Genomic DNA, 26,467 nt, shown 5'->3' with positions numbered 1-26,467 from the left:
CGACACCGTGAACGACCGTCGCGAATCAGCCTAAGCGGCTTGCAGCACTCGCAAAACGAGCCGGCAAGAAGGAGACGACAGCCCGTGAACAGCTCGCTCAACCCCGTGGAACTGATCGGTTTTTTAGGCAACGGTGATCTGCGCTCGGACCACTTCTACCAGGCCATGGTGAACGCCGTCGAGGTAGGGATCCTTGCCGTCAACACCTCGGGGATGATCATCCTCGCCAACCGGGCCGTCCGCGAGGGGTTCGGCGCGTTCCAGGGGGTGCACCTGAACGACGTCCTCCCGGAGCTCTGGCCCAAGGTGGCGCAGCGCCTTTTGGGAACCTCCCGGAACAACGCGGAAATATCGGTGCACGGCATCGAGTCGAACTTCCTGGTACGGGTGAGCCCGATGCTTTTGGACCAGGAACAGGTGGGCGCGGTATGCGTCTTCGTGGAGAGCACCGAGCTCGAAGACATGGCCAAACAGATGGAGTTTTTCCAGGAACTTACCCGGGAACTGGACACCATCATCGACTCCTCCTCGGACGGGCTCTGGATCTGCGACGCCGACGCGAACGTGGTGCGCATCAACCCCGCCTCGGAGCGCATCAACAACGTGCAGGCAAAGGACGTGGTCGGGCGCAACATGCGCGACCTGGTAAACCAGCGGGTTTTCGACCGTTCCGCGACGCTCGAGGTGCTCCGCACCCGCTCGCGGGTGAACCTTCTGCAGTCGCGCGAGGGGAAAAAGCTCATCACCACGGCGACCCCGGTTTATGACTCCGCCGGCCGCATCACCCGCATCGTGGTAAGCGAGCGGGACATAACGGAAATCGACGACCTGCAACGCGAGCTCGAGGACCAGGAGGCGATCAAGGACCAGTTCCGCAACCAGATGCTCGAGATGCAGCAGGAACAGCAGCTGGAAAACCAGCAGATCATCGCTAAAAGCCCAGCCATGCTGAAGGCTTTGCGCCAGGCGCTCAAGGTGAGCAAGGTGGAATCGACGGTGCTCATCCTCGGCCCCTCCGGGGTGGGCAAGGGGCTCTTCGCCGACCTGATCCACAAGAACTCGGAGCGCGCCGACAAGCCGCTCATCAAGATAAACTGCGGCGCCATCCCGGAATCCCTCATAGAATCGGAGCTTTTCGGCTACGACAAGGGGGCCTTCACCGGCGCGCAGTCCGGCGGGAAACCGGGCTACTTCGAGCTCGCCGACGGCGGCATCCTCTTCCTCGACGAGATCGCCGAGCTCCCCCTCCCCTCTCAGGTGAAGCTTCTGCGCTTCATGGAGGACGGCACCATCATGCGCCTCGGGAGCACCCGCCCGCGCGAGGTGAAGGTGCGCATCCTCGCCGCAACGCACCGGAATCTCGAGCAGATGGTCGAGGAAGGGAAGTTCCGCCTCGACCTCTACTACCGCCTGAAGGTGATCCCGATCCACGTCCCCTCCCTGAAGGAGCGCAAGGAATGCCTGCTCCCCCTCATCCTCCACTACATCGAGTGGTACGCGAAGAAACACAAGACCCGCAAACGCCTCTCCCGCGCGGCCTGCGACACCCTGTTGGGCTACCCCTTCCCCGGTAACGTGAGGGAACTCATGAACCTCTGCGAGCGTCTGGTCGTCATGACCGAGACCGAGGTGATCAGCCTGCAGGATCTACCCGCCGATGTCGCCAAGGGCGATGCCGCAGGCGACACGGTGCCGGCCCAGTGGCCCGAGACCATGACGCTGCCGCAGGTGATCGAAAGCACCGAAAGGGCGCTCCTGGCGCAGGCGGTTGAGGCCCACGGCAGCCAGGCGGACATCGCCCAGGCGCTCGGCGTTAGCCAGCCGACCATAGCCAGGAAGTTGAAGCGCTACGGACTGACCGCATAGCGGGCACCCCGACCGTATACGGACACCCTTTCGTTATTCAGATGTGAATATTTTCCCGCCCGCCACGGAACCGTTCCGTCGAAACACGGCGCCCGGCCCCGGTGCGTTTTTCTGCGGACACCCCTGTGCAGCCCCCACGGAGCGCGATTTCCCGTCACAAAGCCTCCATCGCCGCCCCCTTTTCACCCGACGCCGACTCCTTGGCATACTTTCTGCTGTATACGGCCAGCCTGCCCCGAGGGGTGCGGGCCGGGTCTCCTTCGGTCGCCGACAGCCGACGTCGTCTGCCTGAGCGCCGCGAGCTCCGGATGTAATGCAATGAAACGCTGGCCTGAACTCTAATCGCAACATCACAAACAGGAGGTAGCACAATGAAGTTTGGATTCGTCAGGGTACTGCTGCTCATCGCGGCCCTCTTCGTGGCCATCCCGGTCCACGCGGAACAGAGGAACTTCTACAAGATCGGCGTCATCACCGAGCTCTCGGGTGACCTCGTGACCGGCGGCAACATCACCAAGCGCGGCTACGACCTCTGGGCGCAGGAAGTGAACGCCAAGGGGGGCATCGAGGTACAGGGCAAGAAGTACCAGGTCAAGCTGGTATATGCCGACGCCCAGAGCAACCCGGCGGCAGGCGCGGCGGCAGCCGAGAGGCTGATCACCCAGGAGAAGGTCGATTTCATCCTCGGCCCCTACTCCTCCGGCGTGACCCTCGCAGTGGCCCCGGTGGTCGACAAGTACAAGGTCCCGATGATCACCGGCTCCGCAGAGAGCCCGCTCATCTGGAAGAACAAGTTCAAGTACACCTTCGGCACCATCCCGCCGATCAACTTCACCGGCGCCACCTCCATCAAGACCCTTACCGAGCTGAAGCCGGCTCCGAAGACCATCGCCATCATCGGCTCCAACGACGCCTTCTCCAAGGCAACCGCAGAGGCATACAAGACTGCCGCCGAGAAAGCGAAGCTCAAGATCGTTAAGTTCAGCATCGTCCCCTCCGGCCAGGACATGACCCCGCTTCTCTCCGCAGTGCGCAGCATGAAGCCCGACGTCATCGCCTTCGGCGGCCACGACGAAGAGCACGTGAAGTTCGTGAAGGCGCTCAAGCAGATCGGTTACACCCCGAAAGCGCTCCTCATGCACTGCGGCATCACCGACAAGGCGTTCACCGACGCGGTAGGCAAGGACGGCGAGCAGATCTTCGGCACCACCTGCTGGACCGGCACCGCCAAGACCAAGAGCAAGGTGCTCTGGCCGACCGCTTCCGCCTACGCCGCCGCATCCCAGAAGGCCTTCAAGAACCCGGGCGACTACACCCAGGGCGGCTGCTCCGCAGCAGGCATCGCCTTCCAGACCGCACTCCAGAAGGTCGGCGCGAAGCCGGGCATGGACGAGGCGATGCGCGCGAAACTCGTGCAGGCGCTCGAGCAGATCGACGTGCAGACCTTCTACGGCCGCGTGAAGTTCGCCACCTCCGGCGAGTTCTACCACGCGAACGTCGGCCTCGACCCGCTCACCATCCAGATCCAGAACGGCCAGATCAAGACGGTCGGCCCGAAGGCCTCGGTGGAAGCGGCCGCCCAGTACCCGATGAAGGACTGGAAATCCCGCTAAGCCACGAAGACGAAACAAAGCGCCCCTGCCGGTCACCTGACCGGCAGGGACTGTTGAGGCCGCGGTAACGACGATACGCCGTCCCGCGCCCCCCATGAAGTAACTGCCGCATTTGCTTTAATCGCAACGCTGGAGGACTCGCTTTATGATGGAACTGCTGCCACAAGCCCTGACCGACGGGATTCTGCTGGGCGGGATCTACATCACCATCGCCATCGCTTTCTCGCTCACCTACGGGGTCATGCACGTCATCGACTTCGCCGTCGGGGAGTGGATCATGTTCGGGGCCTTCACCGGCTACTATCTGAACAAATGGACTGGTCTCGATCCCTTCATCTTCCTTCCGGTCATCTTCGTCATCTACTTCGCGGTCGGCTACCTGGTCCAACCGGTGATCCACCGGGTGCTCTCGGGCACCAAGGGGAACCCCTTCCTGATGGGGCTCGTCTTCACCTTCGGCCTGGCCATCATGTTCCGCGGGCTCGCCCTCACCGCGTTCGGCTTCTACTCGAACTCGATCCCTTCGGCGTTCTCGGAGGGGTCCTTCAACCTCGACTCCATCGGCCTCACCGTGACCATCCCGACGGTGCGCCTCATGGGGCTCGCCTACGCGGTGGCGATCACCCTGATCCTGCATTACCTCCTCAAAAAGACCAATTTCGGCCTCGGCGTCCGTGCGCTCGCACAGCACAAGGATGCCGCGGGTCTCATGGGGGTGAACGCGAAGCGGACCGGTTCCTACGTGTACGGCATCTACGTAGGGATCTCCGCCATGACCGGCGTGCTCCTCGGGTGCATCCTCTCCATCGGCGCGCAGATGGGGAACGAGTACACCATCTTCGCCTTCTTCGTGGTGGTCCTCGCCGGCATGGGTTACCTGGCCGGCGTCCCCTGGGCGGCGCTTCTTCTGGGCCTCGTGCAGTCGATCTTCATGATCTACTTCAACCCGAGCCACACCCTGCTCGCCGTGTTCGTCATCCTTTACATCATCCTGCTGATTTCCCCGCGCGGGCTGTTCGGCAAGGGGGTCTGACATGAAAACCAGTCGCGGCGCAGCCATCCTCGCCATCATCACCGCAGCCCTGTTGATCCTGCCTCTCGTCGTGCACGACACCTTCGTGTTGCGCGTGCTCACCGAGGGGATCATGTGGATCGGGCTTGCCATCGCCTTCGACGTCATCGCGGGCTACACCGGTTACCTGAACTTCGGTCACGGCGCCTTCTTCGGCATCGGCGCCTACACCATCGGCATCCTCATGATGCAGGCGCATCTCCCCTTCTGGGTGGCGCTTCCCCTGGGCGGACTTGCCGCCGCCCTCACCGCGCTCATCGCCGGGATCCCGACCCTGAGGCTCAAGGGGGCCTATTTCGCCATCGCCACCTGGGCGCTCTCGCGCGCCATCCAACAGCTCGCCCTGAACGTCGAGTTCACCGGCGGCCCGGACGGCATGCGCCTCGAGGCGTTCCTGAACCCGCTGTTCTTCTACTACCTGATGCTGATCACCGTCGGCGTCATCTTCCTGATCCTTTGGTACCTCCTGGAGCGCGCCCCCTTCGGCCTGAAGCTGAAGGCGATCCGCGAGGACGAGGAAGGGGCCAAGGCGCTCGGGTTGAACCCGACCATGCTGAAGATGCAGTCCTTCATCCTCTCGGCGATCCCGACCGGCATCCTGGGGGGCATCTACGCCTACTGGATCACCTTCATCGATCCCTCCTCCACGCTGGGGGACCTGGTGAGCGACCAGGCGGTGGTCATGGTGGTCTTCGGCGGCATGGGGACCCTCTTCGGACCGGCGCTCGGCGCGATCCTCATCTTCGCCTTCAAGACCATCTTCTGGGCGTACCTGTCCGACTTCCAGCTTCTCTACCTGATCATCCTGGGCGCGCTGATCGCGATCAGCGTCATCTTCATACCCAACGGCCTCTGGGGCACCCTGGTCAAGCGCAAGGCGGTGGCCAGGCCGCAGCAAAAGCCTGAACCGGCATCGGAACCCGCGGCCCTCTCCGCCGTGGCAGTACCGGAAGAGGGGAACTAACCATGACTGAACCCATCCTCAAGGTAAATTCGGTAACCAAATGTTTCGGCGGCCTCACCGCGGTCGACGACGTGAGCTTCAGCGTCGAGAAAGGCGAGATCGTCGGTCTCATCGGCCCCAACGGCGCCGGCAAGACCACCCTTTTCAACGTCATCTCCGGCTACTACGCCCCGACCAAGGGGAGCGTAGTGTTCCAGGGGAACGACATCTCCGGCAAGCCCCCCTACCACCTGGCCGGGGTCGGCATCGGGCGCACCTTCCAGGTCGTGAAGCCGTTCGCAGGACTCAGCGTGCTCGAGAACGTCACCATCGCCTCGTTCCTGAAGCACCCGAAGAAGGCGGACGCGGAGCGCCACGCCTGGCAGGTGCTGGAAACCACCGGTCTTGCCGACCGCGCCCACCTCTCCGCCGCGGGGCTCACCCTGGCGGGCAGAAAGCGCCTCGAGATCAGCAAGGCGCTCGCCCTCGACCCCTCCTTTCTCCTCCTGGACGAGGTGGTGGCGGGACTCAACCCGACCGAGGCGGACCGCACCGTCGAGCTCATCATGAAGCTCAAGGCGCAGGGGCTCACCATCCTCATCGTCGAGCACATCATGCGCGTCATCATGAACATCTCGGACCGCCTGGTGGTGCTCAATTTCGGCAAGAAGATCGCCGAGGGGACCCCGGCCGAGGTGTCCAGCGATCCGCACGTGGTACAAGCGTACTTTGGAGAGGAAGCAGCATGAATCTACTCGACGTCAACGGCATCTCCGTCAACTACGGCGACATCCAGGCCCTCTGGAACATCTCCTTCTCGGTGGCCAAGGGGCAGCTCGTGGCGCTCATCGGTGCGAACGGCGCCGGCAAGACCACGACCCTCAAGGCGCTCTGCGGCCTGATCCCGACCGCGAACGGCACCATCCACTACGACGGCACCCAGGTGACCGGCATGCCGGTGCACAAGGTGGTCGACCTCGGCATCACCCTGGTCCCCGAGGGGCGCCAGCTCTTCCCGAAGATGACCGTGGAGGAGAACCTCCTGGTCGGGGCCTACCTGAAAAGGGCCCACGGCAAGCGCCAGCAGACCCTGAAGCGGATCTACGAGATCTTCCCGCGCCTGGAGGAGCGGCGCACCCAGACCGCCGAGACCCTCTCCGGCGGGGAGCAGCAGATGGTTGCCATCGGCCGCGCGCTCATGCAGGACCCGCAGGTGATCATGTTCGACGAGCCGAGCCTCGGTCTCGCACCGATCATGGTGCAGGAAGTCTTCAAGGTGATCCAGGAGCTGCACAAGGCAGGGCTCACCATCTTCCTGGTCGAGCAGAACGTGCACCAGACCCTGAAGGTCGCGGACTACTGCTACGTCATGGAGAACGGGCGCATCGTGGGACAGGGGACCGGCACCGACCTCGAAGCCGACGCCTCCATCCGCGAGGCCTACCTCGGCTTCTAACCAACCAGCCAAGAAAAACACGTTCCTTTCAGACTCCCTTAAACCGCTTTTCCGGAAGGCGCCGGGTCAATCCCGGCGCCCGTATGGGAACCGTGCGGCCTGACGGGGGCTTTTTACCTTTGAGCGACGAGGTTTTAAGGATGCAGATCAGGATCAAACTCTACGCTTCCCTGCGCTGGAAGCTTTTCGAAGAGGCGGAGTGGGAATGCACCCCGGGGCAGAAGATCGCCTCCATCGTGGAGCAGTTGGGCCTTCCCAGAAACGACGTGGGGACCGTCCTCGTGAACGGGCTGCACGCGGCGTGGGACGAGATGGTGCAGGACGGCGACGTGCTGTCGCTTTTGCCCCGCATGGGGGGAGGCTAGCTTCGCCGGGGGTCGCTTCCCGATCCCCGCAATAGGGGAACATACAAAAACGGGACAGACCGGGGAAGGGAACGGAAGACAAGGGGGACAGGCACCTTAGAAGCCAGTCCCCAGCCGGCGATACCAGGGGGACAGGCACCTGTCGGAGCCGGTCCCCATAACGATTTTGCGGAGCAAAAAGATATGAGCGACAACAAAATGATGAGCACCGATCCCGCGAGCGTGGTCTACCAGCGCTGCACCATCGACCTCGCCACCGGCCGCGCCGACTTCGCCGCGGTCCCGTGCCGAAACCTCGAGGACGTCCTCGGCGGCTTCGGCAGGAGCTTCCAGATCCTGGCCGAGCGGGACATAGCCTGCGCCTATTCCCCTAAAAACCCGCTGATCCTGAACTCCGGCCTTCTGACCGGCACCAGCGTGATGACCGGAATGCGCAGCTACTTCTCCGGCTACAGCCCCTTGAAGCAGTCAGGCACCGGGCGCCCCGGCGCCATGTGGTCCACCGGCAGCGGCAACTTCGGCAACAAGTTCAAGTGGACCGGCCTCGACGAGGTGATCTTCGAGAACCGCTCCGAGACCCCGGTGTACGCGGTGCTCAGGGAAGGGGCGAACGGCCCCGAGGTCGAGCTGAAGCCGGCCGGGCATCTCATCGGTCTCACCGGTCACGCAAAGATCATGGCGCTCGCCGCCGAGTACCCGGACGCCCATTTCGCCGCCATCGGCCCGGCAGGCGAGAACTGGCAGAACAACTACATGGGTGCCGTCGTCATGAGCACCGACAACGAGCTGAAATCCGGGGAGCCCAAGAGCCGCTTCGCCGGACGCGGCGGCATGGGTAGCCTCATGGGGTACAAAAACCTCCTCGCCATCGTGGCGCAGAGCCCTGACAAGCTGCAGAAGATCACCCCCGAGATCCGCGACGTGAACCGCGACATCCTGAAAAGCGGGGGGAGCGCGCGCTTCCAGCCGACGAGCCAGGGCGGCGGTGGGGGGACCTGGGCCAACATCGAGGTGCTGCAGGTCTTCCACGCCGTGCCGCTCAACAACTTCCGCCCCAAGGGGTGCGACAATGTGGAGCGCCTGTTCCGCGACGAGGTGGAGAAGGAATTCGACGTCGCCACCGAGGCCTGCCACCGCTGCGGCATCCGCTGCCACAACAACCTCTTCCACAAGAACGAGGACGGCAGCCGCGGCAAGCTCGCCGCGAAGTTCGACTTCGAGCCGCTCATCCTGTTCGGCTCGAACCTCGGCGTGCACAACCCGAAGGAGGTCTGCGACCTGATCCACCGCTGCGACCTCCTCGGCATGGACGCCATATCGCTCGGCACCACCATCGCCTACCTGCTCGACTACAACGAGCGCCACCCGGAGGCGCCGGTCCTGAACGGGGCCGTCTTCGGGGACTACGACAAGATCGCGGCGCTCATCGACGGCGCCGGGCGCGGCCTTTACCCCGAACTCGGGCGCGGCGTGAAGCGCCTCTCCGAGGCGCTCGGCGAGACCGCCTACGCCATGCACGTGAAGGGGCTGGAGCTTCCCGCCTACCTCCCGGACACGAACCCCGGCTACATCTTCGCCATCGCCGGCGGGCACATGTCCATGGGGACGCACATGATGCTCGCCAAAGAAGGGAAGCACTCCCTGGATGAGTGGGTGCAGGCGATCACGACGGGCGGCCTCTTGCAGGTAGGCTACGACATGATCGGCCTTTGCAAGTTCGTCGGCGTCGGCATCGGCCACGACCTCATCGTGCGCGCCGTGAAGGAAGCGGCGGGACTCGAGATCGCCTCCGCGGACATCGTCGCCTCCGTGCGCCGGGCGTACCTGCGCGGGCTCGCCCTCGAACTGCGCCAGGGCTTCCACGAGCACGAGGAGTACACCCTCCCCTCGCAGGTCATGGACGACCCGAACCACAAGGTGACGCTCCCCAAATTCATCACCCACGACTTCCTGGCCCAGCTGCGCGAGCGGGTCTGGAGCATCTTCAAGCCTGAAATGGAAGGACTTTTGCCGGTCCTCGAGGGGTAGCCATGCGCCCAAGCGCCGACCAGAACCTCCTGGCAGCAGTCGACCGCCTCATCGCCGAAAGCGACGCGAGGTCCAGGGAGAACCTCGCCTGGCTCAAGGCGCAGATGGACTCCTACTTCTTCATCACCATGAAGGAAGAGTCCGAGGCGGTGCACGCACTCGCCGTGGGGCTCAAGACCCTGGCGCAGAACCAGCGGCTCACCGTGGCGGATCGGGCGAAGACCCTGATCCTCGCCCGCCTGAACCGCCCCGGCTCGCTCTACGACACCCTGCGCACCCTGCAGGAGCGCGACATCTCCTACGCCGAGTTCACCCACTCGAAAGGGGTGGTGCCGGGGCTTTCCCAGGGTCTCGAGGTGCAGCGTTTCGACTTCGACCGCAAGGAACACAACGAGATCGCCGACGCGCCCGCGCCGGAGATCCCGGCGGAGATCCGCGCCGGCATCGAGGAGGCGCTGAAGACGCGCTATCCCCTCTTCGACCTCGCCCAGCTCGACGCCCTCCTGCGCCTTTTGTGGCTCAACAACGAGCAGTACGTGCGCATCTCCCCCCCGAACCGGGTGGCCCAGATCCTCTGGGTCTTCCAGGAGGGGAACCGCCAGGGAGGGATCTTCCTGGACGTGGAGGAGACCGACGACCTCGGGCTCGACAGCGAGACCCGCGTCCTCTTCGCGGTCGGCAACCCGCCGCAAAACGACTTCCTCTTGCAGACCATGGAGGTCTTCAACCGCCTGGGCTTCGGGGTACAGCGCGCCTACTGCCTCACCATCTCAAACGGCGTGCATCCCTACTTCCTCGGCACCTTCTACGTCAGAAAGCGCCCCGACGCGCCGCTTCTCTCCAAGGGGAGCGAACTCTTCGACCGGCTGCAGATGGAGCTCTACAACACCCAGATCCTCTCCACCGCCTCGAGGACCTACCGCGAGTTCGTCACGAGCCGGGTGATGACCGGCGAGGAGGCGTCGCTCGTGAACGCCTTCATCGCCTTCTGCCACACGAACCTCGCCCATCACCACCCCGACCCGTACGGGTACGAGGACGTGATGCTCGCCTTCCACTCGCACCCGGACATAGCGCTCCAGCTCGCGAAGCTTTTCAGGATCCGCTTCCAGCCGGGGCTCTCCCTGCGCGAGGAGTTCTACCGGAAGACGCTCGAGGAGACGGTCCGCTTCGTCGAGTCCTACAACACGGGGCACCGCTACATCGACGACCTGCGCCGCGCCATCTTCCGCTGCGCCATCACCTTCATCAGGAACACGCTGAAGACGAACTTCTACGTGCGCGAGAAGCACGCCCTCGCCTTCCGGCTCGACCCAGCCTACCTGGCCGAACTGGCGCCCGAGTTCACCGCCGACCTTCCGCCGGAGATCCCGTTCCGCATCACCTTCTTCTTCGGGCGCTACGGTTGCGGCTACCACATCGGCTTCTCCGACATCGCCCGCGGCGGCTGGCGCACCATCGTAACGAGAAACCGCGACGAGTACGTCACCTCGGCGAGCACCCTCTTCCGCGAGGTCTACGTCCTCGCCCACACCCAGCACCTGAAGAACAAGGACATCTACGAGGGTGGTTCGAAGATGGTGGTGGTGCTCGACGCCGCCCGTCTCGAGGCGCGCGACCTCTCCACCCAGCGCCTTTACAAGCTGCAGTTCGGCTTCATCAACGCCTTTTTGGACATCTTCGTCACCGAGAACGGCCAGGCGAGCGATCCCCGCGTCGTCGACTACTACGGCGAGGACGAGCCGATCGAGCTTGGGCCGGACGAGAACATGCACGACGTGATGATCGAGATGATCGCGCGCCAGTCGTTAAAGCGCGGCTACCTGCTCGGCATCGGCCTCATCTCCAGCAAGCGGGTGGGGATCAACCACAAGGAATACGGGGTCACCTCGACCGGGGTGATGCAGTTCGCCGAGACCGCCATGCAGCAGCTAGGCATCGACATAAGGCGCGACCGCTTCAGCGTGAAGTTCACCGGAGGGCCGAGCGGCGACGTGGCGGGGAACGCGCTGCGCATCATACTCGAGCGCTCTCCCGAGGCGTGCATCAAGCTGATCCTCGACGGGTCCGGCGCCATCTTCGACCCCGAGGGGATGGACCACGAAGAGCTCTCCCGCATCGTGTTGAAGCACGACCTGGACGCCTTCGACCCGGCCCGCCTGCACCCGGGCGGCTTCATCCTGTACCGCAACGAGCGGCGCACCGACGGGCTGCGCGAGCTGTTCAAACGCGCGGTCAGCACCGGGGCGGGGGTCCAGGAGCAGTGGGTGACCACGGACCAGTTCCACCGCGAGTTCGGGAACCTCCTCTTCTCGGTACCGACCGACCTCTTCATCCCCGGGGGGGGGCGCCCGGAGACCATCGACGCCGAGAACTGGCCGCGCTTTTTCCGCGAGGACGGCACCCCCACCACCCGCGCCATCGTCGAGGGGGCGAATTCCTTCATCACGCCGGAGGCGCGGACCCAGATGCAGCGGCGCGGCATCGTCATCATGCGCGACGCCTCGGCCAACAAGTGCGGCGTGATCTCCTCGTCCTACGAGATCATCGCGAACCTCATGCTCTCCGAGGAGGAGTTCCTGGCGCACAAGGAGCGCTACGTGGGGGACGTGCTCAGGATCCTGGAAAGACGGGCGCGCGACGAAGCGGAACTCATCTTTAGGCGCCACCGCGAGGCGGGAGGAAGCTTCATCTACACCGAGATCTCCGACGCCATAAGCCACGAGATCAACGGCCACTATGCGCGCCTCTTCTCGTTCTTCCAGAGGAACCCTGAGCTTTGCGACGAGCCGGTCTTCCAAAGCGCCATCCTCGCGCACCTTCCCGCCATGCTGCGCGAGCCCAAGTACCAGGGGCGCCTGGAGCGGCTGCCGGCCAAGTGCCGCTACGCCATCCTCGCCGCCGAGATCGCCTCGTCTCTCGTCTACCGGGGAGACCAGGAGGCGGACTTCAAGGAGATGATCAAGGGACACCTGTTGCGCAACTTCACCCGGCCCGAGGCGCTCACCCGGCCGGCGACGGCAGCACCATACATCCAGTAACTCACCCGCATGCATCAAGGAGGCGCACCAGATGGAGTTGAAACAGATACTAGTCTTCATGGACAACCTGGAACATTCCGCGGACCGGCTCGAGCTGGCCATCGACCTGGCGAAACGGCACCGCGCGGCGGTCACGGGACTCAAGGTGGCGGTGCATCCCCTGATCCCGATGCGGAGGGGGAACGACCAGGAGGCGGGCGAGGAGCTGGAGCAGCTCTTCAGGGAGAAGACGGCGGCTGCCGACGTCAAGGGTGAATGGATCGCGGCGGACGCCAAGGCCCTCGGCGGGGGCGTGGTCGAGGCGATCAGCCACTACGCCACCTTCGCCGACCTCGTCATCGTCGGGCAGAGCGAACACGGCTCCAAGGAGCGTCGCGCCACCGATTTCCTTCCCGAGAAGGTCGTGTTCGGCTCCGGGAAGCCGGTTCTCATCGTCCCCTACGCCGGGCGCTACCAAAGCGTCGGCAGGAACATCCTCGTGGCGTGGAAGACCGGGCGCGAGTCGTCGCGTGCGCTCACCGACGCCCTTCCCCTGCTGCGTAACGCGGAGTCGACCCACATCTTCGAGGTGAACCCGAGCAAGGACGAGATGGCGGACATGGAGGGGCTGCGCAGCTACGTGGCCTCCCACGGCGTGAAGGCCCAGGTCGAAACGAGCGCCATCACCGAGCTGCACATAGGCGACGTACTCCTGAACCGCGTGTCTGACGAGGGGAGCGACCTCCTGGTCATGGGGGGATACGCCGACCTGCACTTCGGCACCTACGTCCTGGGCGATGTCGCAAAGCACGTGCTGCGCCACATGACCATCCCGGTCCTCATGTCCCACTGATGGAGCGGATCGTCTTTCTCGACCGCGGCGGCATCTCGGTGCCGCTGCGCGCGCCGCGCTTCCCGCACCGGTGGCAGGAATATCCGGACACGCGCGAAGCCGAGGTGGTGGAGCGTCTCACCGACGCCACGGTAGCGATCACGGATCAGGTCGCCATCACCGCGGAGCACCTGGCGAAGCTGCCGCAACTGCGCCTGATCGCGGTCGCCGCCACCGGCGTCGACCACGTCGACCTGGAGGCCTGCCGGCGCCGCGGAGTCGCAGTAAGCAACGTGCGCAACTGGTCGGTGAGCGTTCCCGAGCACGTCTTTTCCCTCATCCTCGCCCTGCGGCGCAACCTCCTTGCCTACCACGAGGCGGTCCAGGGGGGAGCTTGGCAGCGCTCGGAGGGGTACCTGGTGCAGGTGGAACCGATGCCGCGCTCCCTTTACGGGGCGACCCTCGGCACCATCGGGGTCGGGGCCCTCGGGAGCGCGGTGGCTGCGCTTGGCGAGGCCTTCGGCATGGAGATCCTCTGCGCCGAGAGAAAGGGTGCGGCGGAGGCACGCCCGGGACGGACGCCGTTTCCGGAGGTGCTAGCGAAAAGCGACGTGCTGGTGCTTCTCTGCCCCTTGACCGAGGAGAGCGTCGGCATGATCGGAAAAGCGGAGCTCGAGCTGATGCCGCGCCACGCGATCCTCATCAACTGCGGCCGCGGCGGACTGCTGGATGAAGCCGCGCTGGCGCAGGCGTTGGCGGAAGGGACCATCGCGGGAGCGGGACTCGACGTCCTGACCCGGGAACCGCCGCGAGAGGGGTCTCCGCTTCTCGACCTGAAACAGCCCAACCTGATCGTCACGCCGCATGTCGCATGGATCAGCGACCGTTCCCTCGCCACACTGGCCGAGCAGTTGATCGGGAACCTGGAGGGGTTCGTTCTCGGGCACCCGCGCAACCTGGTTGTGTAACAAAAAAAAGCCGGGTCCCTTTCGGGGCCCGGCTTCGTTTTTTTCCTATTTTTTTACCGACTATTCGCCGTAGACGTGCAGCTTGTATTCGCCGAAGAGACCGAGGATGTTCTTCCCTTCCCAGTCGACTGCGGAAACCTTGGAAACGCCGCCGTTTTTCTTCGCGGTTTCGATGCTGCAGTCGCCGGTAGCTACCAGTCCCAGCACGCTCTTGCACTCCGCCACGCCATGCTTTTTATCGGCACCGTTGCCGGTAGCCGCCACCGGGAGCTTCAGCTCCGTGTAGAGGGCGCCCATCGGCACCGGCGAAGCACAACCGAACATCATCCCGAGACCAGCCAACATACCAACGTAAAGAACTTTCTTCACAGCTTCCTCCTGAACAAAGTATTTGCCGTCGCCTGGCCAGGAGCGATTGTACCTGTCATCCCAGAAGGTTAGGCCCGGTGACCTTAGCATGAGCCCGCGCTTAATTCAAGAATTCGTATACGAGTTTTCGCATTCCCTTACTCGTTTATTAATTGACGGCTGCCGAAAAGTGCTAGTAAAATCCGCCATCCCGCTAACTTAGGAAGCTCATGGAAACCACAGCAGACATATTCCCGGTTTTAGCGAAAGTCATGTCGATTCTGCTCCTGGGGGGAGCCGCGCTTTTGACTGCGGCGCTCTTCCTGGTGCGAAAGCTGACCAGGGAACTCCCGAAGGGCGCCAACCGCAATTGGTGGTACGTGCTGGCGGGATTCCTGCTGCTGTTCCTCTCCGGGTACGTGGGCTTTTTATGTCTCAAGGCCGGCAGTCTCTACACGCACTCCGAGATGCTCGTCGTGATGATCTTCCTGCTGGGCGCGGTTTTCTGTCTGATGGTCTGTCTGCTCGCCTACCGAACCACCCTGGAGCTGAAGCGCATCTACATCCTCGAGCACGAGGCGATGACCGATCCGCTGATGGGGATCTACAACCGGCGCGTCTTGGACCGCAGGCTGCGCGACGAGGTGATGCGCGCGAAGCGTCACCACTTGGACCTGGGGCTTTTGATGGTCGATCTCGACCGCTTCAAGTCGGTGAACGACACCTACGGTCACCATGCCGGGGACCTCGTCCTGCAGCACGTGGCGCGGCTTTTGATCGAATCGCTTCGTCAGACCGACGTGGTGGCCCGCTACGGCGGCGAAGAGATCACCATACTGCTGCCGCACACCCCGCCCTCCGAGACCTGCGACGTCGCCGAGCGCCTGCGCCGCACCATCGCCGGGACCCCTGTGACCGTCACTGATCATCAAGGCGGGAAGACCGAATTGACGGTGACGGTGAGCATCGGCTGCGCGAGCCTTCTGCCGGCGCATGACACCCCCGAGTCGCTGTTGCAGCGCGCCGACCAGGGGATGTACCAGGCGAAACAGCAGGGGCGCAACAAGGTGGTGCGCTTCGACGCGCCGCAAGAGGCGGCCGCGGTGTAACAGTGACGGGCCTGGCGAGGTCTGCAACTCCCTTCTTTTTCCGTTGAAAATCTGGACATGCTCTGGGAGAAGTGCTAGCCTATGCCAAAGCATAGGCCAATAGTACAAGGGGGAGGTATGAGCAACTTCGCGGAGCGTCATGTACGTCTTTTCAAAAACGGTAGAAACCAGGCTATCCGCATCCCCCGTGAGTTCGAACTGCCTGGGGATGAGGCGATCATGCACAAAGAGGGCGACCGGATCATCATCGAGCCGTTGCAAAAAAAATCGCTCCTGAGCCTTCTGTCCACCTGGGCGCCTTCCGATGAGGAATTTCCCGATATCGACCAAGGTCTATCACCGCTGGACGACGTGGAGCTTTAGCAGTGTCCCCCCTCATTTACCTCCTCGACACCAACATCCTCTCTGACCTCATCAAACGTCCAGGCGGTTCGGTGATGCGACGGATTGCAGAGCAGGGTGAAGAAACCGTCTGCACAAGCATCGTGGTAGCCGGCGAGCTGCGCTTCGGGGCCGCGAAGAAAGGTTCACCCTCGCTGAGAGTAAAGGTTGAACAGATCATCGCGAATATCGAGGTGCTGTCGCTGGATGTCGACGCGGACCACCACTACGCGGAGATCCGAAACTACCTGCAGCAGCGCGGCCTGACTATTGGCCCTAACGACCTCTTGATCGCTGCTCATGCCCGCTCTCTGGGGCTGGTCCTGGTCACGGATAACGTGCGCGAGTTCTCCCGTGTTCCCGGACTCGTAGTGGAAAACTGGCTGGTCACACCATAGCCGTCACACCTCCGTCCCCATCTGCACGTACTTCTTAACGGTGCGCCGGTCGAGGCGGGTGCGGCGGGCGACTTCCTCGTAGGTGCCGCAGACGTCGTAGAGATGCCCGCAATAGGCGGCAAGGAGTTCTTCCGCGCCGAGAGATCCATCCTGCATGGCCACGGACAGGCGCTCCATTCCCGCGCCCTTTTCCCGCTTCATCCCTTGATAACGACCGGTGAGGATGATCCGCTTCACCGCCTGCTCCAGCTCCCTCACGTTCCCCGGCCAGTCGTAGTCCCCCCCGACATCGCGCCTGATCACCTTCTTGACCAGTTGCCGCTCCCGCGCCGGGACCTGTTGCCCCGCCACCCGGTACAGGATGGCGCCTATGAGGTTGTCGAGTTCATCCGGATCCTCGCGAAGCCTCTCCCGCAGCGGCGGAATGGTGACCACATCTGAGCAGAGACGGTAGTAGAGATCCTCGCGGAACCGTCCCCCCAGCATCAGGTCGTCCAGGGGGCGGTTCGTGGCGGCGACGATGCGTCCGCTGAAACGCCTCGGCTCGTGGCTCCCGACCGGATAGAAGACCCTCTCCTGCAGCACCTGCAAGAGCTTGATCTGCACCGGCACGCTCACGTCGCCTATCTCGTCCAGGAAGATGACGCCGTGCGGAGCGCAGCGGCTGAAGAGCCCCTCGTGGTTATCCACCGCGCCGGTGAAGGCCCCCTTCTTGTGCCCGAAGAGCTCGGACTCGAGCACCCCCTCGGAGTACTGGGAGAGGTTTATGGCGACGAAGTTCCTGGTAAAGCTCTCCGTGAACCCGTTTCTCGCCGGGTCGTAGGGGATGAACCCGGAGCGACCGATGGCGGCGGCCGCGGCCCCCTTGCCGGTTCCGGTCTCGCCCAAAAGGAGGATGGAAAACTCCTCCATCCGGCTCCAAAGTCCCGCTTCGAACCAGCGGATGTCGTGGGTGAAGACGCAGTCCCAGAGATGACGGCGCAAGGCCTTCATGGACGGGGAGCTGCCGACCAGCCCGTTTCTTATGAAGTAGAAGGCGCGCCGCAGCTGGTAGAAGACGGCGAAGGCCCGCTCGGCCTCGTCGCCGGTGAGCCCGAAGCCGGCCATCTCCCCGAGCACCTCGGGCGCGAAATCCACCCTGCATGGTTTGTCCCCTTGCTTCAGCTGGGCCTGGATTAGGCGGTCGAAATGGTCCACGTAGCGGTGAAAGACATGGAAGAAAAAGAACCGGCGCAAAACCTCGCGGCGGCTCCCCTCCTGCCCGCGCAGGTCGGCCACCCCGCGCGCCCGCAGGTTCTCCACCTGCGCCGTCACACGGGCCAGTACCGCCCCCAGCACTTCTTCGGGGGATGCACCGGGTGATGCGCCGCCGATCAGGATGTCGAGGTCGTCCCTCGCTTCGCCGAAGGGATTGGCAAAAGCCGCACGTGCCACTGTCTCCAGAAACGTCCACTCTTGGTCGGCAATTTTTCTTATAGTCATAAAGCGACTCCCCTGTGCAGACAGGTCACACCTTGCGTTACCATATCCTCCATCCCTCCAGACCTTCGTCCAACGTAGACCTTCGCCCGCACGCGGGAGAGGGTCAGGGCGCTGACCTACACAACGATACTGTTCGTTTTATGTACGATCAATAGACATAAAATGTCAACACGCTATTTAAAGAACCGTATAACCTCAACAACGCCTGACGGCAAATCAGCACTTTGCCCGTCTGATCCAGTTAAAGCAGCAATTGGCACAGTCCCTGTAATGACTATGACATTCCACGCACAGGAGAGACCGACATGCGTTCAGCAGCTTTCAAGGGGATCATCGACATGCACTGCCACACCGCCGGCATCGGCGCGGGAAACAGCGGCTGCTTCATCTCCCCCGCCATGCGCAAAAGCTGGCGCTACAGGGTCTTCCTGAAAGCGTTCTGGGTGACCGAGCAGCAGCTCATCGAGGAGGGTGACGGACTTGTCATGCGGCGCATCTCCGAGCGGCTCGCCGCCTCGCAGCGCGTAACCGCCGCCGTCGTCCTCGCCATGGACGGCGCGGTGGACGGCAACGGCGAGCTCGATCGCAACAGCACCGAGATGTACATCCCCAACGACTTCGTCGCGGCGGAAACCGCGAAGTATCCGAACCTCCTTTTCGGAGCAAGCATCAACCCGATGCGCCGTGACGCTCTGGAGCGTCTGGAGAAAGCGGCGGCGGACGGCGCCGTGCTGGTCAAGTGGCTCCCCTCCATCCAGCACTTTGACCCGGCCGACGAGCGCCTGGTCCCGTTCTACCTGAAGCTCAAAGAGCTGGGGCTTCCGCTGCTCACCCACACCGGCACCGAGCACTCCTTCACCATGACGCGCAACGAGCTCGCGGACCCCGAGCGGCTCAGGCTCCCGCTCTCGCTCGGGGTGAAGGTGATCGCGGCGCACTGCGGCAGCTGCGGCAGAAACCAAGGGGAGAGCAACTACCGCCGCTTTCTTCGCCTCCTGGACGAGTTCCCAAACTTCTACGGCGACATCTCGGCGCTCACCCAGATCAACCGGAAGTGGCACCTCGCACGCCTCTTGAAGAAGGGGATTGCCGAGCGGCTTCTCTACGGCACCGACATGCCGCTTCCCAACACCGTCACGGTCACCCCCTATGCGTTCCCGATCAAGCTCTCGCCGCGGCGCATGGTGGAACTCTCAAAAATCGCCAACCCGTGGGACCAGGACGTTGCCCTGAAGGAGGCGCTGGGCGTGCCGGAACAGGTATTTTCCAACGCGAACGCCGTCCTCAGACTTCCCGTCCCGACTCCCTGATCACCCGGAGCACCGCCATGACCAACACCTCATCCAAATCCTTCGCCTGGCTGAACGCCACCCAGTTCCTAGGGGCGCTGAACGACAACATACTGAAGCTCTTGATCATCTTCTTCCTGATCGGCAGCCGGGGACGCGCTCACGCCGGGATGATCACCGCCTCGGTCGGCGCCGCCTTCGTGCTCCCTTTCCTCCTCTTTTCCGCGCCGGCGGGCTGCCTCGCCGACCGCATGGCGAAGTCGAGGCTCATCGTGAACGTGAAGCTCTTCGAGGTGACGGTCACCCTCCTGGCCGTCGCCGCCTTCGCCTTCAGACAGGAGCACGCCCTCTACCTCGTCGTCTTCCTCATGGCGAGCCACAGCGCCTTCTTCGCACCGGCGAAGTACAGCATAGTCCCCGAACTGGTCCGAAAGGATGAACTCTCCCGGGTGAACGGCCTGATGGAATCCTGCACCTTCCTGGCCATCATCGTCGGCACCGGCCTCGCCTCCGGTCTCGCCCAGGCGGCGGGAGGAAGCTTCTGGATCGCCTCGCTCTTCAGTCTCGCCGTCGCCTGCGCCGGGCTTGCCTGCTCGAGGATGATCGGGGAAAGCACTCCCGGCGACGCGGCCCGTCCCGTGGCCCTTCTCCCCACCGGCATCCTGCACACGCTCCAAGGCATCTCCCGCGACCGCCACCTCATGCTCGCCATCATCGGGCTCGCCTGGTTCATGTTCATCGGCGCCTTCGCACAACTGAACCTGATCGGCTACGGCATGGAAAGGCTCGGGCTCTCCGAGGCGCAAAGCGGCTACCTGTTCCTCGCCGCCGCGCTCGGCATCGGCGCGGGCTCGCTCATAGCCGCCAAGCTCTCCGGCCGCGACGTCGAGTTCGGCATCGTACCGCTTGGCGCAGCCGGGCTCACCCTCGCCCCGATACTGCTGCACGTACTCCCCGGAAACCTCACCGCGAGCCTCATCGTCATCGTCTGCTTCGGTATCTCGGCGGGTGTCTTCAGCCTGCCGCTGCAGACCTTCATTCAACTCAGAGCCGACGCCGCCATCCGCGGCGAGGTGCTGGCCGCCTCCTCCTTCATCAACTGGGTCGGCATCCTCGCCGCATCCGGGCTCACCTGGCTCTTCAGCGGCCCGATGGGACTCTCCGCAGCGCAGGGGTTCAGCGCCGTCGGCGCGCTGACCCTGGTCCTGACGCTCCTCTCCTTCAAGATCCTCCCGGACTTCCTGCTCCGCTTCGTAGCCCTCGTCACCATGCGGGTCTTCTACCGCCTGCGCATCAAGGGGCTCGAAAACCTCCCGGTGGAGGGGCCTGCGCTCCTGATCCCGAACCATGTCACCTGGGTCGACGCCCTGCTGCTCACCGCCACCTGCCAGCGCCGCATCCGCTTCGTCATGGAGCGGAGCATCTACAACACGCCCCTCTTACGCGGCCTGTTCCGGCTCATGGGGGTGATCCCGGTCTCCTCGACGGACGGCAAAAGGGAGATGCTCGAGTTCATCAGGAGGGCGCGCGCCGCGCTCGACGAGGGGTACATGGTCTGCATCTTCGCCGAGGGGGCGCTCACGAGGACCGGCATGCTGGGCGAGTTCCGCGGCGGCTTCGAGCGCATCGTGAAGGACAGCGGCCACCCGATCATCCCGGTGTACATCGGCGGGGCCTGGGGGAGCATCCTCTCCTACGCCCACGGAAAACTCCTCTCCCGGCTCCCGGCACTCTCCCCCTACCCGGTCACCATCCTCTTCGGGGACCCGATGCCCGCGAAGAGCCTCGCCGTCGAGGTGCGCCAGAAGGTGGCCGAGCTTTCCTGCGACTACTTCGCCTCCAGAAAGGAGCAGCGCCGGCCGCTGCCTGAGTACTTCATCCGCACCGCACGCCGTTACTGGGGACGTCGCGCCATCGCCGACACCTCGGGAAAAAACCTGAGCTACGGCCGCACCCTGACCTCCGCGGTCGCCCTGGCAGGAAAGCTCGACGAAATGATCGACGATGCGGAACACGTGGGACTTCTGCTGCCGCCGTCCGCCGGGGGCGTGCTCGCGAACCTCGCCCTCTCCATGCTGGGACGGGTCACCGTGAACCTCAACTACACCGCCTCCGAGGTTTCACTTTCCTCCGCAGTTTCCCAGTGCGGCATCCGCACCATCGTCACCTCGCGCGCCTTCCTGGAAAGAGTCCCGACCCTGCCGCGACTTGACGGCATGATCTTCCTGGAGGACATCGCCCCCGCCATCTCCGGCCGGGCAAAGCTCATGGCCCTAATCAAGGCGCGGTTCTACCCCGCCACCATCCTGTGCCGCGCGAAAGGGTTCCACGCCGACCGCAGCGCCACGGTGATCTTCTCCTCGGGGAGCACCGGAGAGCCGAAGGGGGTGATGCTCAGCCATCACAACATCATGTCGAACATCGAGGCGCTGCGCATGGTGTTCAAGGTGGACTTAAACGACAACATCTGCTCTGCGCTCCCCTTCTTCCATTCCCTGGGCTTCACCGCGACGCTCTGGTTCCCGCTCACGAGCGGTTTTTCCTCCGCCTACCACACGAACCCGATGGAGGGGGAGAGAATCGCCCAGGTGGTGCGCGAGCACCGCTCCACGCTCCTCCTTGCGACTCCCACCTTCCTCCTCTCCTACCTGCGCCGCGCAAAGCTCGAGGACTTCGGGTCGCTGCGCCTCGTGATCACGGGCGCGGAGAAACTGAAGAGCAAGGTTGCGGACAGCTTCGAGGAGAAGTTCGGCATCCGCCCCATGGAGGGGTACGGCGCCACAGAGCTGTCCCCGGTGATCACCCTGAGCCTTCCGGACGTGGAGATCGACGGCGTGAAGCAGCACGGCGCCAAGGCAGGGAGCGTAGGGCACCCGATCCCCGGCGTAGCCATCCGCGTGGTCGACCCGGAAAGCGGCGCGGCATTAAAGCCGGGGGAAGCCGGGATGCTCCAGGTGAAGGGTCCCAACGTGATGCTCGGCTACCTGGGACGAGAGGAGTTGACCGGCGAGGTGGTGCGTGACGGCTGGTACCTGACCGGGGACCTCGGCATCATGGACGAGGACGGCTTCGTCAGGATCACGGACCGCATCTCACGCTTCAGCAAAATCGGCGGCGAGATGGTCCCCCACGGGGCGATCGAAGACGAGCTGCACGCCCAGCTCGGGCAGAGCGGGGTCCTCGCGGTGACCGCGGTACCCGACGAGAAAAGGGGGGAGCGGCTGGTGGTTGTCTACACCCGCGGCGCAACCGATGCCGCGACGCTCTCGCGGCACCTTTCCGAGAGCGAGCTCCCCAACCTCTGGAAGCCCGGACGCGACGGGTTCGTGGAGGTGGAAAGTCTTCCCATCCTCGGAACGGGAAAGCTGGACCTGAAAGGACTGAAGGAGATCGCGCTGGCGGCAACAAATTAGTTGTCATTTAGATGCGTTGCCGGTATCTTTTGCCCGCTTGCCCCCCGTCTACCCTCTCACCCGGTAGTGGGAGAATTTAACATCCGTACAAGGAGGCCCCACATGAGGCTTCGGCTCTGCATCCTGCTCTCGCTCTTCTTCGCCCTCTCCTGCGCGCCGCCGGTCCTGGCCGTCGACACCCTCAAAGAGCTCGTGGAAAGGGGTGCATGCGGCGGGGAATCGGACAATACCTGTACCGGGCACTTCCTCGAGGCACACGGCTGCACCAAGGCAAGCGTGGAGCAGGGGCTCACGCGTGAGCTCAACGAGTTCCGCAGCCTAGCGGAAGAGGCGCTCGCGCTGCGCGCTGAGACCATCAAGACCGGCATCCGCATCAAGCAGGACATGGAGCGGGGCAAACCGCTCTCAGGCGACGACCTCGCCCTCATCAACCAGGGAATCATCGACCACTTGGCGCTGCGCGAGAAGCTGCTCGCGCTTGCCGAAGCGCACGAGTGCTGGCTTGATGCCGATGACAGGGACCTCGCCGAACTCGGGGTGACCAAGGAGAGCCGGCTCAAGGGGGTGATGCTCTCGCTCTCCTCCGCCCTGGTCCTCTACGACAACTACCTGCTCGCCATCTCGCTATTCGAAGGGGACGCGAAACTGCGCCGGGTCCTCAACGAGCGCGACCCGGGGTACGCGGTGCGGCGCGCCGAGCTCGCCAAGGTCACAATGAACTACGACTCCATCGCCAACCGCCAGCGGGTGCGCAAGGCGATCCGGTTCTACGAGAAGCAGACCAGGAAGTCCCCCTTCACCTCGGATACCCTCGCCATGGACTACGTCTCCACCCTGATAAGGCAAAGTCCCTCCTACGACATAGTGAAGAAATGGTCACCCTTTTACGTGATCGGCAGAAAGCTCGGCTTCTTCGGCGCGGTGACCACGGACACGCTGCTCGGGCTGGAGCGGGAAGGCACCAGCCTGTTCAGCATGGTCTTCGGCAACGCGGTGGGGCTCGTGGAGACCCGGAAGGGAAAACTGTACGGGAAGGAAGCGGTAAGGGCCGAGGTGCAGAAGAACCTGCAGGCGGGAGACATCCTCCTGGAGAAGACCCCCTTCCGGCTCACCGACAAGCTAATCCCGGGCTACTGGGGACATGCAGCGGTGTGGACCGGCACGGAACAGGAGTTGCGGGAGCTGGGGATCTGGGAACATCCGGTGGTGAAGCCGTACCAACAACAGATAAAAAGCGGCCACATGGTGGTCGAGGCGTTGCGCTCCGGGGTCGAGATGAACACCATGCAGCACTTCCTCAACATCGACAGCATCGGGGTGCTGCGCAAGACCGCGGCCACACGCCAGGACCGCGCCCACACGGTGATCCAGGCGCTGCGCCAGGTGGGGAAACCGTACGACTTCAACTTCGACGTCGAGTCCAAAGGGAGGGTGTACTGCTCGAAACTCGTCTACATGAGTTACAGCGGAGTGGAATGGCCGACGAAGAAGTCGCTGGGACGCACCACATTCACCCCGGACGACGTGGCCATCAAGGCGATCAAGGGGGGCACCCTGCAGTTGGTGACCTTCTACCACGAGGGGAATCTGGTCTCGCACGACCCGCTCAACACCATGGCGAAGCTCATGGGGGTGACCAACGGGGGGCAGGCGGCGCGGTAAATTAGCGGTGCGGAGAAAAGCAGAAGGGGGACCGGCACATGCTGAGCCGGTCCCCTTTTTTGTCAGACGCGGTGGATCAGGGCACCCTTGTGCTGGACGGTGCGCGCGTATTGGACGGCGGGCTTACCGAAGGCGATGCAATAGCCGACGGCGTGGTCCTCGGGGATGCCGAGGCGCGCCAGGGACTCGGGGACGAGATCATTGATGGCGATCTTCGCGAGGCCGTCCCAGACGGTACCGACGCCGTTTGCCTGCGCGAAGAGCTCGAAGTAGCTGAGCGCGATCATGCAGTCCTGCAACGGCGAGACCGCCTTGTCCGAGACCGACGCGACCAGCAGGTGCGGTGCGCCGCGGAAAAGCACGTCCACGCACTGCTCCTCCCAGAGCTTCACGAAATCGCCGAAGAAGGCGAGCTGCTCGGGAAGCGCGTTCTCACGCACCAGACGCGCGATGCCGGCCAAAAGCTCGTCACGGAAGGAGGCGAGCTTTTCCCGATCGTCGATGACCGTGAAGCGTACCTGGCGCGTGTTGACGCCGGTGGGAGCGTGCCAGGCGACCTCGAGCAGGCGCTGCAAAAGCTCCGGCTCCAGGTTCTCCTGCTTGTAGCGCCGCACCGAGCGACGCCCTTTCATCAGCGTCTCCAGCTTCGCCGGGTCAGGGCGCCAGTCCCCCTCGAGAGGCGTGCTCTCTTGCGGGTCGAGCCCCAGGATCGATATGGCGCCGGTGGGACATACCGCGAAGCAGTGCTGGCAGCGGTAGCATCCGGCTTCCTTCTCCGCAGTGATCACCGGGTAACCGTCGGCCGTGTCCATGACGTGGGCCGGACAGTCGGCAACGCACAGGCCGCACCTCGTGCATTTTTCCTTGTCTACCTTGAATTGAAGCATCCTTCCTCCGCGCCCTATCTGATGAAGTTGGTGAAGACCTTCGCCTCCTGCTCCGGCTCGGGCACCACCCCTTTGCCGTTTTCCACCAGCTTGAGAAGCCATACCATGTTCTTAGCGAGAACGCGCATGATCTGCACCCCTTCGCCGTCCTGCAGCGCCTCTCCCGGTGCTCTGCCGTGGATAACGTTCCAGTAGTTAGAGGTAGGAAGCAGCATCTCAGAGTAGTTCAGGAAGTGGTTCAACTGGTCAAAGGTGGTCACCCCGCCGGAGCGACGCACCGCTACCACCGCCGCCCCCACCTTGTGGCGCAAAAGCCCGCCGTTCACCCCGGCTACGAAGAAGGCGCGGTCCATGAACGACTTCATGGTGCCGCCGACGCCTGAGTAGTGCACCGGAGAACCGAGGATGATGCCGTCCGCATCTTTCATCTTCTGGACGTACTCGTTCACCTCGTCGTCCTTGATGGCGCACCTCTCGTCCTGGTTCTTCGCGCACTGGTAGCAGGCGATGCAGCCGCGAATCGCCTTGTTCCCCACATGCACGATCTCGGTCTCGATCCCATCCTTGGCCAGCTCGTCGGCCACCAGCTTGATGGCGTGATAGGTGTTCCCTTCCTTGTTGGGGCTGCCGTTGAATGCCACGACCTTCATTGTGTCTCCTCCCGTCGGGCTGCTCTCAGATCAACCCGATGCTTTTCTTTTTCTTGCAGATGGGCTATATAGGACCATTGGTGCCGGACCGTCAATAACGTACTTTTACGAAACGTAGTACCTTATTTGAAACACAGTACCCCACAGGGAACTTTGCCAGAAGGAGATGACATGCAGCAAAGCCAGTCGACGGCCGAAGTAATGACATTGCGGGACAAGGAATACAAGTGCGGTATCGACGTGACCCTGGCTCTTGTCGGTGGGAAATGGAAGGCCTCCATCCTCTGGCATCTCGCACAGGACACCATGCGCTTCTCGGATCTGCAGCGGCAGTTCGCGGACACGACAAGGAAGATGCTCACCCAGCAGTTGCGCGAATTGGAAGCCGACGGACTGGTGCACCGCAAAGTCTATCCGCAGGTCCCGCCCAAGGTCGAGTACTCGCTGACCGAGCAGGGAAAGAGCATCTTTCCGATCCTGGAGATGATGTGCGACTGGGGTTCTAGCTATCTTAAGGCGGCTAACACACCTTGAATCAAATCCCCCCTGTCCCCCCTTTGTATAGACCGGAGTCAAGGGTGACAGTCGTTCGGAGACATGGGTGACACTTTTTTATCGCCGATCCGGATCTCCCGGAGCTTATGGTGGCAGTAGTAAATTAAAAATGTTCCGTCCTGATCCGTGG

22 protein-coding genes are annotated in these 26,467 nt (G+C 63.4%); 18 read left to right on the top strand and 4 right to left on the bottom strand.

The genetic code is table 11. The features are described 5' to 3' along the window. The first annotated feature begins 84 nt into the window (after positions 1-84). From D6Z24_RS18405 to D6Z24_RS18355, 11 genes are all read left to right on the top strand, one after another. The gene (locus tag D6Z24_RS18405; protein ID WP_129128084.1) at positions 85-1,866 is read left to right on the top strand and encodes a sigma 54-interacting transcriptional regulator; all 1,782 of its coding nucleotides are present in this window, start codon (positions 85-87) and stop codon (positions 1,864-1,866) included. A 371-nt stretch (positions 1,867-2,237) separates the two neighbouring features. Then, positions 2,238-3,479 (top strand): amino acid ABC transporter substrate-binding protein, encoded by a 1,242-nt coding sequence (locus D6Z24_RS18400; RefSeq protein WP_129128083.1) that lies wholly within the window; start codon positions 2,238-2,240, stop codon positions 3,477-3,479. A 145-nt stretch (positions 3,480-3,624) separates the two neighbouring features. After that, the gene (locus tag D6Z24_RS18395) at positions 3,625-4,512 is read left to right on the top strand and encodes a branched-chain amino acid ABC transporter permease (protein ID WP_246014722.1); all 888 of its coding nucleotides are present in this window, start codon (positions 3,625-3,627) and stop codon (positions 4,510-4,512) included. 1 nt (position 4,513) lies between these two features. Beyond that, positions 4,514-5,515, top strand: a complete 1,002-nt coding sequence (locus tag D6Z24_RS18390; RefSeq protein WP_129128082.1) for a branched-chain amino acid ABC transporter permease — start codon at positions 4,514-4,516, stop codon at positions 5,513-5,515. Positions 5,516-5,517: 2 nt separating this feature from the next. After that, positions 5,518-6,243: an ABC transporter ATP-binding protein gene (locus D6Z24_RS18385; RefSeq protein ID WP_129128081.1), complete on the top strand. Its 726-nt coding sequence runs from the start codon at positions 5,518-5,520 to the stop codon at positions 6,241-6,243. After that, positions 6,240-6,950, top strand: coding sequence for an ABC transporter ATP-binding protein (locus D6Z24_RS18380; RefSeq protein ID WP_129128080.1), 711 nt, complete (start codon positions 6,240-6,242; stop codon positions 6,948-6,950). The genes D6Z24_RS18385 and D6Z24_RS18380 overlap by 4 nt, the downstream gene beginning before the upstream one ends. A 140-nt stretch (positions 6,951-7,090) precedes the next feature. Next, positions 7,091-7,315, top strand: coding sequence for a MoaD/ThiS family protein (locus tag D6Z24_RS18375; RefSeq protein WP_162605184.1), 225 nt, complete (start codon positions 7,091-7,093; stop codon positions 7,313-7,315). A gap of 183 nt (positions 7,316-7,498) precedes the next feature. Beyond that, a complete protein-coding gene (locus D6Z24_RS18370) occupies positions 7,499-9,343 on the top strand; it encodes an aldehyde ferredoxin oxidoreductase C-terminal domain-containing protein (protein ID WP_129128078.1) in 1,845 nt (614 codons plus the stop codon). Positions 9,344-9,447: 104 nt separating this feature from the next. Beyond that, positions 9,448-12,384 carry an NAD-glutamate dehydrogenase domain-containing protein gene (locus D6Z24_RS18365; protein ID WP_246014732.1) on the top strand — a complete coding sequence of 979 codons (2,937 nt, stop codon included), beginning with the start codon at positions 9,448-9,450 and terminating at the stop codon, positions 12,382-12,384. 31 nt (positions 12,385-12,415) lie between these two features. Then, the gene (locus tag D6Z24_RS18360; RefSeq protein WP_129128076.1) at positions 12,416-13,216 is read left to right on the top strand and encodes a universal stress protein; all 801 of its coding nucleotides are present in this window, start codon (positions 12,416-12,418) and stop codon (positions 13,214-13,216) included. Further along, positions 13,216-14,163: an NAD(P)-dependent oxidoreductase gene (locus D6Z24_RS18355; RefSeq protein WP_129128075.1), complete on the top strand. Its 948-nt coding sequence runs from the start codon at positions 13,216-13,218 to the stop codon at positions 14,161-14,163. The genes D6Z24_RS18360 and D6Z24_RS18355 overlap by 1 nt, the downstream gene beginning before the upstream one ends. Before the next feature lie 60 nt (positions 14,164-14,223). Here the strand turns inward: D6Z24_RS18355 and D6Z24_RS18350 are convergent, their stop codons facing one another. Beyond that, a complete protein-coding gene (locus D6Z24_RS18350) occupies positions 14,224-14,532 on the bottom strand; it encodes a TRL-like family protein (protein WP_198419374.1) in 309 nt (102 codons plus the stop codon). 209 nt (positions 14,533-14,741) lie between these two features. On the opposite strand from D6Z24_RS18350, the gene D6Z24_RS18345 reads away from it, so the two are divergent. The 3 genes from D6Z24_RS18345 (at position 14,742) to D6Z24_RS18335 (ending at position 16,399) form a co-directional block, all read left to right on the top strand. Then, positions 14,742-15,620: a GGDEF domain-containing protein gene (locus D6Z24_RS18345; RefSeq protein ID WP_129128074.1), complete on the top strand. Its 879-nt coding sequence runs from the start codon at positions 14,742-14,744 to the stop codon at positions 15,618-15,620. A gap of 117 nt (positions 15,621-15,737) precedes the next feature. After that, on the top strand, positions 15,738-15,983 hold the full coding sequence (locus D6Z24_RS18340) for an antitoxin (protein WP_129128073.1): 246 nt from the start codon (positions 15,738-15,740) through the stop codon (positions 15,981-15,983). A gap of 2 nt (positions 15,984-15,985) precedes the next feature. Then, positions 15,986-16,399 carry a type II toxin-antitoxin system VapC family toxin gene (locus D6Z24_RS18335; protein ID WP_246014721.1) on the top strand — a complete coding sequence of 138 codons (414 nt, stop codon included), beginning with the start codon at positions 15,986-15,988 and terminating at the stop codon, positions 16,397-16,399. A gap of 3 nt (positions 16,400-16,402) precedes the next feature. Here the strand turns inward: D6Z24_RS18335 and D6Z24_RS18330 are convergent, their stop codons facing one another. Next, positions 16,403-17,881 (bottom strand): sigma 54-interacting transcriptional regulator, encoded by a 1,479-nt coding sequence (locus D6Z24_RS18330; protein ID WP_129128072.1) that lies wholly within the window; start codon positions 17,879-17,881, stop codon positions 16,403-16,405. Between the two features lie 305 nt (positions 17,882-18,186). On the opposite strand from D6Z24_RS18330, the gene D6Z24_RS18325 reads away from it, so the two are divergent. The 3 genes from D6Z24_RS18325 to D6Z24_RS18315 all read left to right on the top strand — a co-directional run bounded on the left by D6Z24_RS18325 (position 18,187) and on the right by D6Z24_RS18315 (position 24,245). Further along, positions 18,187-19,191: an amidohydrolase family protein gene (locus D6Z24_RS18325; RefSeq protein ID WP_129128071.1), complete on the top strand. Its 1,005-nt coding sequence runs from the start codon at positions 18,187-18,189 to the stop codon at positions 19,189-19,191. 17 nt (positions 19,192-19,208) lie between these two features. Then, positions 19,209-22,583 carry an acyl-[ACP]--phospholipid O-acyltransferase gene (locus tag D6Z24_RS18320; RefSeq protein WP_129128070.1) on the top strand — a complete coding sequence of 1,125 codons (3,375 nt, stop codon included), beginning with the start codon at positions 19,209-19,211 and terminating at the stop codon, positions 22,581-22,583. A gap of 102 nt (positions 22,584-22,685) precedes the next feature. Beyond that, positions 22,686-24,245: a YiiX/YebB-like N1pC/P60 family cysteine hydrolase gene (locus D6Z24_RS18315; protein WP_129128069.1), complete on the top strand. Its 1,560-nt coding sequence runs from the start codon at positions 22,686-22,688 to the stop codon at positions 24,243-24,245. Positions 24,246-24,307: 62 nt separating this feature from the next. Here D6Z24_RS18315 and D6Z24_RS18310 read toward each other — a convergent pair whose 3' ends face one another. Next, positions 24,308-25,132, bottom strand: a complete 825-nt coding sequence (locus D6Z24_RS18310) for a nitroreductase family protein (RefSeq protein ID WP_129128068.1) — start codon at positions 25,130-25,132, stop codon at positions 24,308-24,310. Between the two features lie 14 nt (positions 25,133-25,146). Continuing rightward, a complete protein-coding gene (locus tag D6Z24_RS18305; RefSeq protein ID WP_129128067.1) occupies positions 25,147-25,782 on the bottom strand; it encodes a flavodoxin family protein in 636 nt (211 codons plus the stop codon). Positions 25,783-25,953: 171 nt separating this feature from the next. On the opposite strand from D6Z24_RS18305, the gene D6Z24_RS18300 reads away from it, so the two are divergent. After that, entirely contained in the window at positions 25,954-26,316 is a 363-nt protein-coding gene (locus D6Z24_RS18300) for a winged helix-turn-helix transcriptional regulator (RefSeq protein ID WP_129128066.1), read from the top strand. The last annotated feature ends 151 nt before the right edge of the window (positions 26,317-26,467 follow it).

It is taken from the genome of Geomonas oryzae, assembly GCF_004117875.1.
GTDB lineage: Bacteria > Desulfobacterota > Desulfuromonadia > Geobacterales > Geobacteraceae > Geomonas > Geomonas oryzae.
The sequence above is the reverse complement of the archived record's forward strand: the minus strand, read 5'-3'. Positions and strand labels throughout refer to the sequence as shown.

Bases quoted from the DNA above. Each gene is read 5' to 3' on its own strand.
- D6Z24_RS18315 (WP_129128069.1), top strand. From the start codon at position 22,686: ATGAGGCTTCGGCTCTGCATCCTGCTCTCGCTCTTCTTCGCCCTCTCC.
- D6Z24_RS18355 (WP_129128075.1), top strand. From the start codon at position 13,216: ATGGAGCGGATCGTCTTTCTCGACCGCGGCGGCATCTCGGTGCCGCTG.
- D6Z24_RS18395 (WP_246014722.1), top strand. From the start codon at position 3,625: ATGATGGAACTGCTGCCACAAGCCCTGACCGACGGGATTCTGCTGGGC.
- D6Z24_RS18305 (WP_129128067.1), bottom strand. From the start codon at position 25,782: ATGAAGGTCGTGGCATTCAACGGCAGCCCCAACAAGGAAGGGAACACC.
- D6Z24_RS18340 (WP_129128073.1), top strand. From the start codon at position 15,738: ATGAGCAACTTCGCGGAGCGTCATGTACGTCTTTTCAAAAACGGTAGA.
- D6Z24_RS18330 (WP_129128072.1), bottom strand. From the start codon at position 17,881: ATGACTATAAGAAAAATTGCCGACCAAGAGTGGACGTTTCTGGAGACA.
- D6Z24_RS18325 (WP_129128071.1), top strand. From the start codon at position 18,187: ATGCGTTCAGCAGCTTTCAAGGGGATCATCGACATGCACTGCCACACC.
- D6Z24_RS18360 (WP_129128076.1), top strand. From the start codon at position 12,416: ATGGAGTTGAAACAGATACTAGTCTTCATGGACAACCTGGAACATTCC.
- D6Z24_RS18365 (WP_246014732.1), top strand. From the start codon at position 9,448: ATGGACTCCTACTTCTTCATCACCATGAAGGAAGAGTCCGAGGCGGTG.
- D6Z24_RS18375 (WP_162605184.1), top strand. From the start codon at position 7,091: ATGCAGATCAGGATCAAACTCTACGCTTCCCTGCGCTGGAAGCTTTTC.
- D6Z24_RS18400 (WP_129128083.1), top strand. From the start codon at position 2,238: ATGAAGTTTGGATTCGTCAGGGTACTGCTGCTCATCGCGGCCCTCTTC.
- D6Z24_RS18310 (WP_129128068.1), bottom strand. From the start codon at position 25,132: ATGCTTCAATTCAAGGTAGACAAGGAAAAATGCACGAGGTGCGGCCTG.
- D6Z24_RS18390 (WP_129128082.1), top strand. From the start codon at position 4,514: ATGAAAACCAGTCGCGGCGCAGCCATCCTCGCCATCATCACCGCAGCC.
- D6Z24_RS18380 (WP_129128080.1), top strand. From the start codon at position 6,240: ATGAATCTACTCGACGTCAACGGCATCTCCGTCAACTACGGCGACATC.
- D6Z24_RS18345 (WP_129128074.1), top strand. From the start codon at position 14,742: ATGGAAACCACAGCAGACATATTCCCGGTTTTAGCGAAAGTCATGTCG.
- D6Z24_RS18370 (WP_129128078.1), top strand. From the start codon at position 7,499: ATGAGCGACAACAAAATGATGAGCACCGATCCCGCGAGCGTGGTCTAC.
- D6Z24_RS18300 (WP_129128066.1), top strand. From the start codon at position 25,954: ATGCAGCAAAGCCAGTCGACGGCCGAAGTAATGACATTGCGGGACAAG.
- D6Z24_RS18385 (WP_129128081.1), top strand. From the start codon at position 5,518: ATGACTGAACCCATCCTCAAGGTAAATTCGGTAACCAAATGTTTCGGC.
- D6Z24_RS18320 (WP_129128070.1), top strand. From the start codon at position 19,209: ATGACCAACACCTCATCCAAATCCTTCGCCTGGCTGAACGCCACCCAG.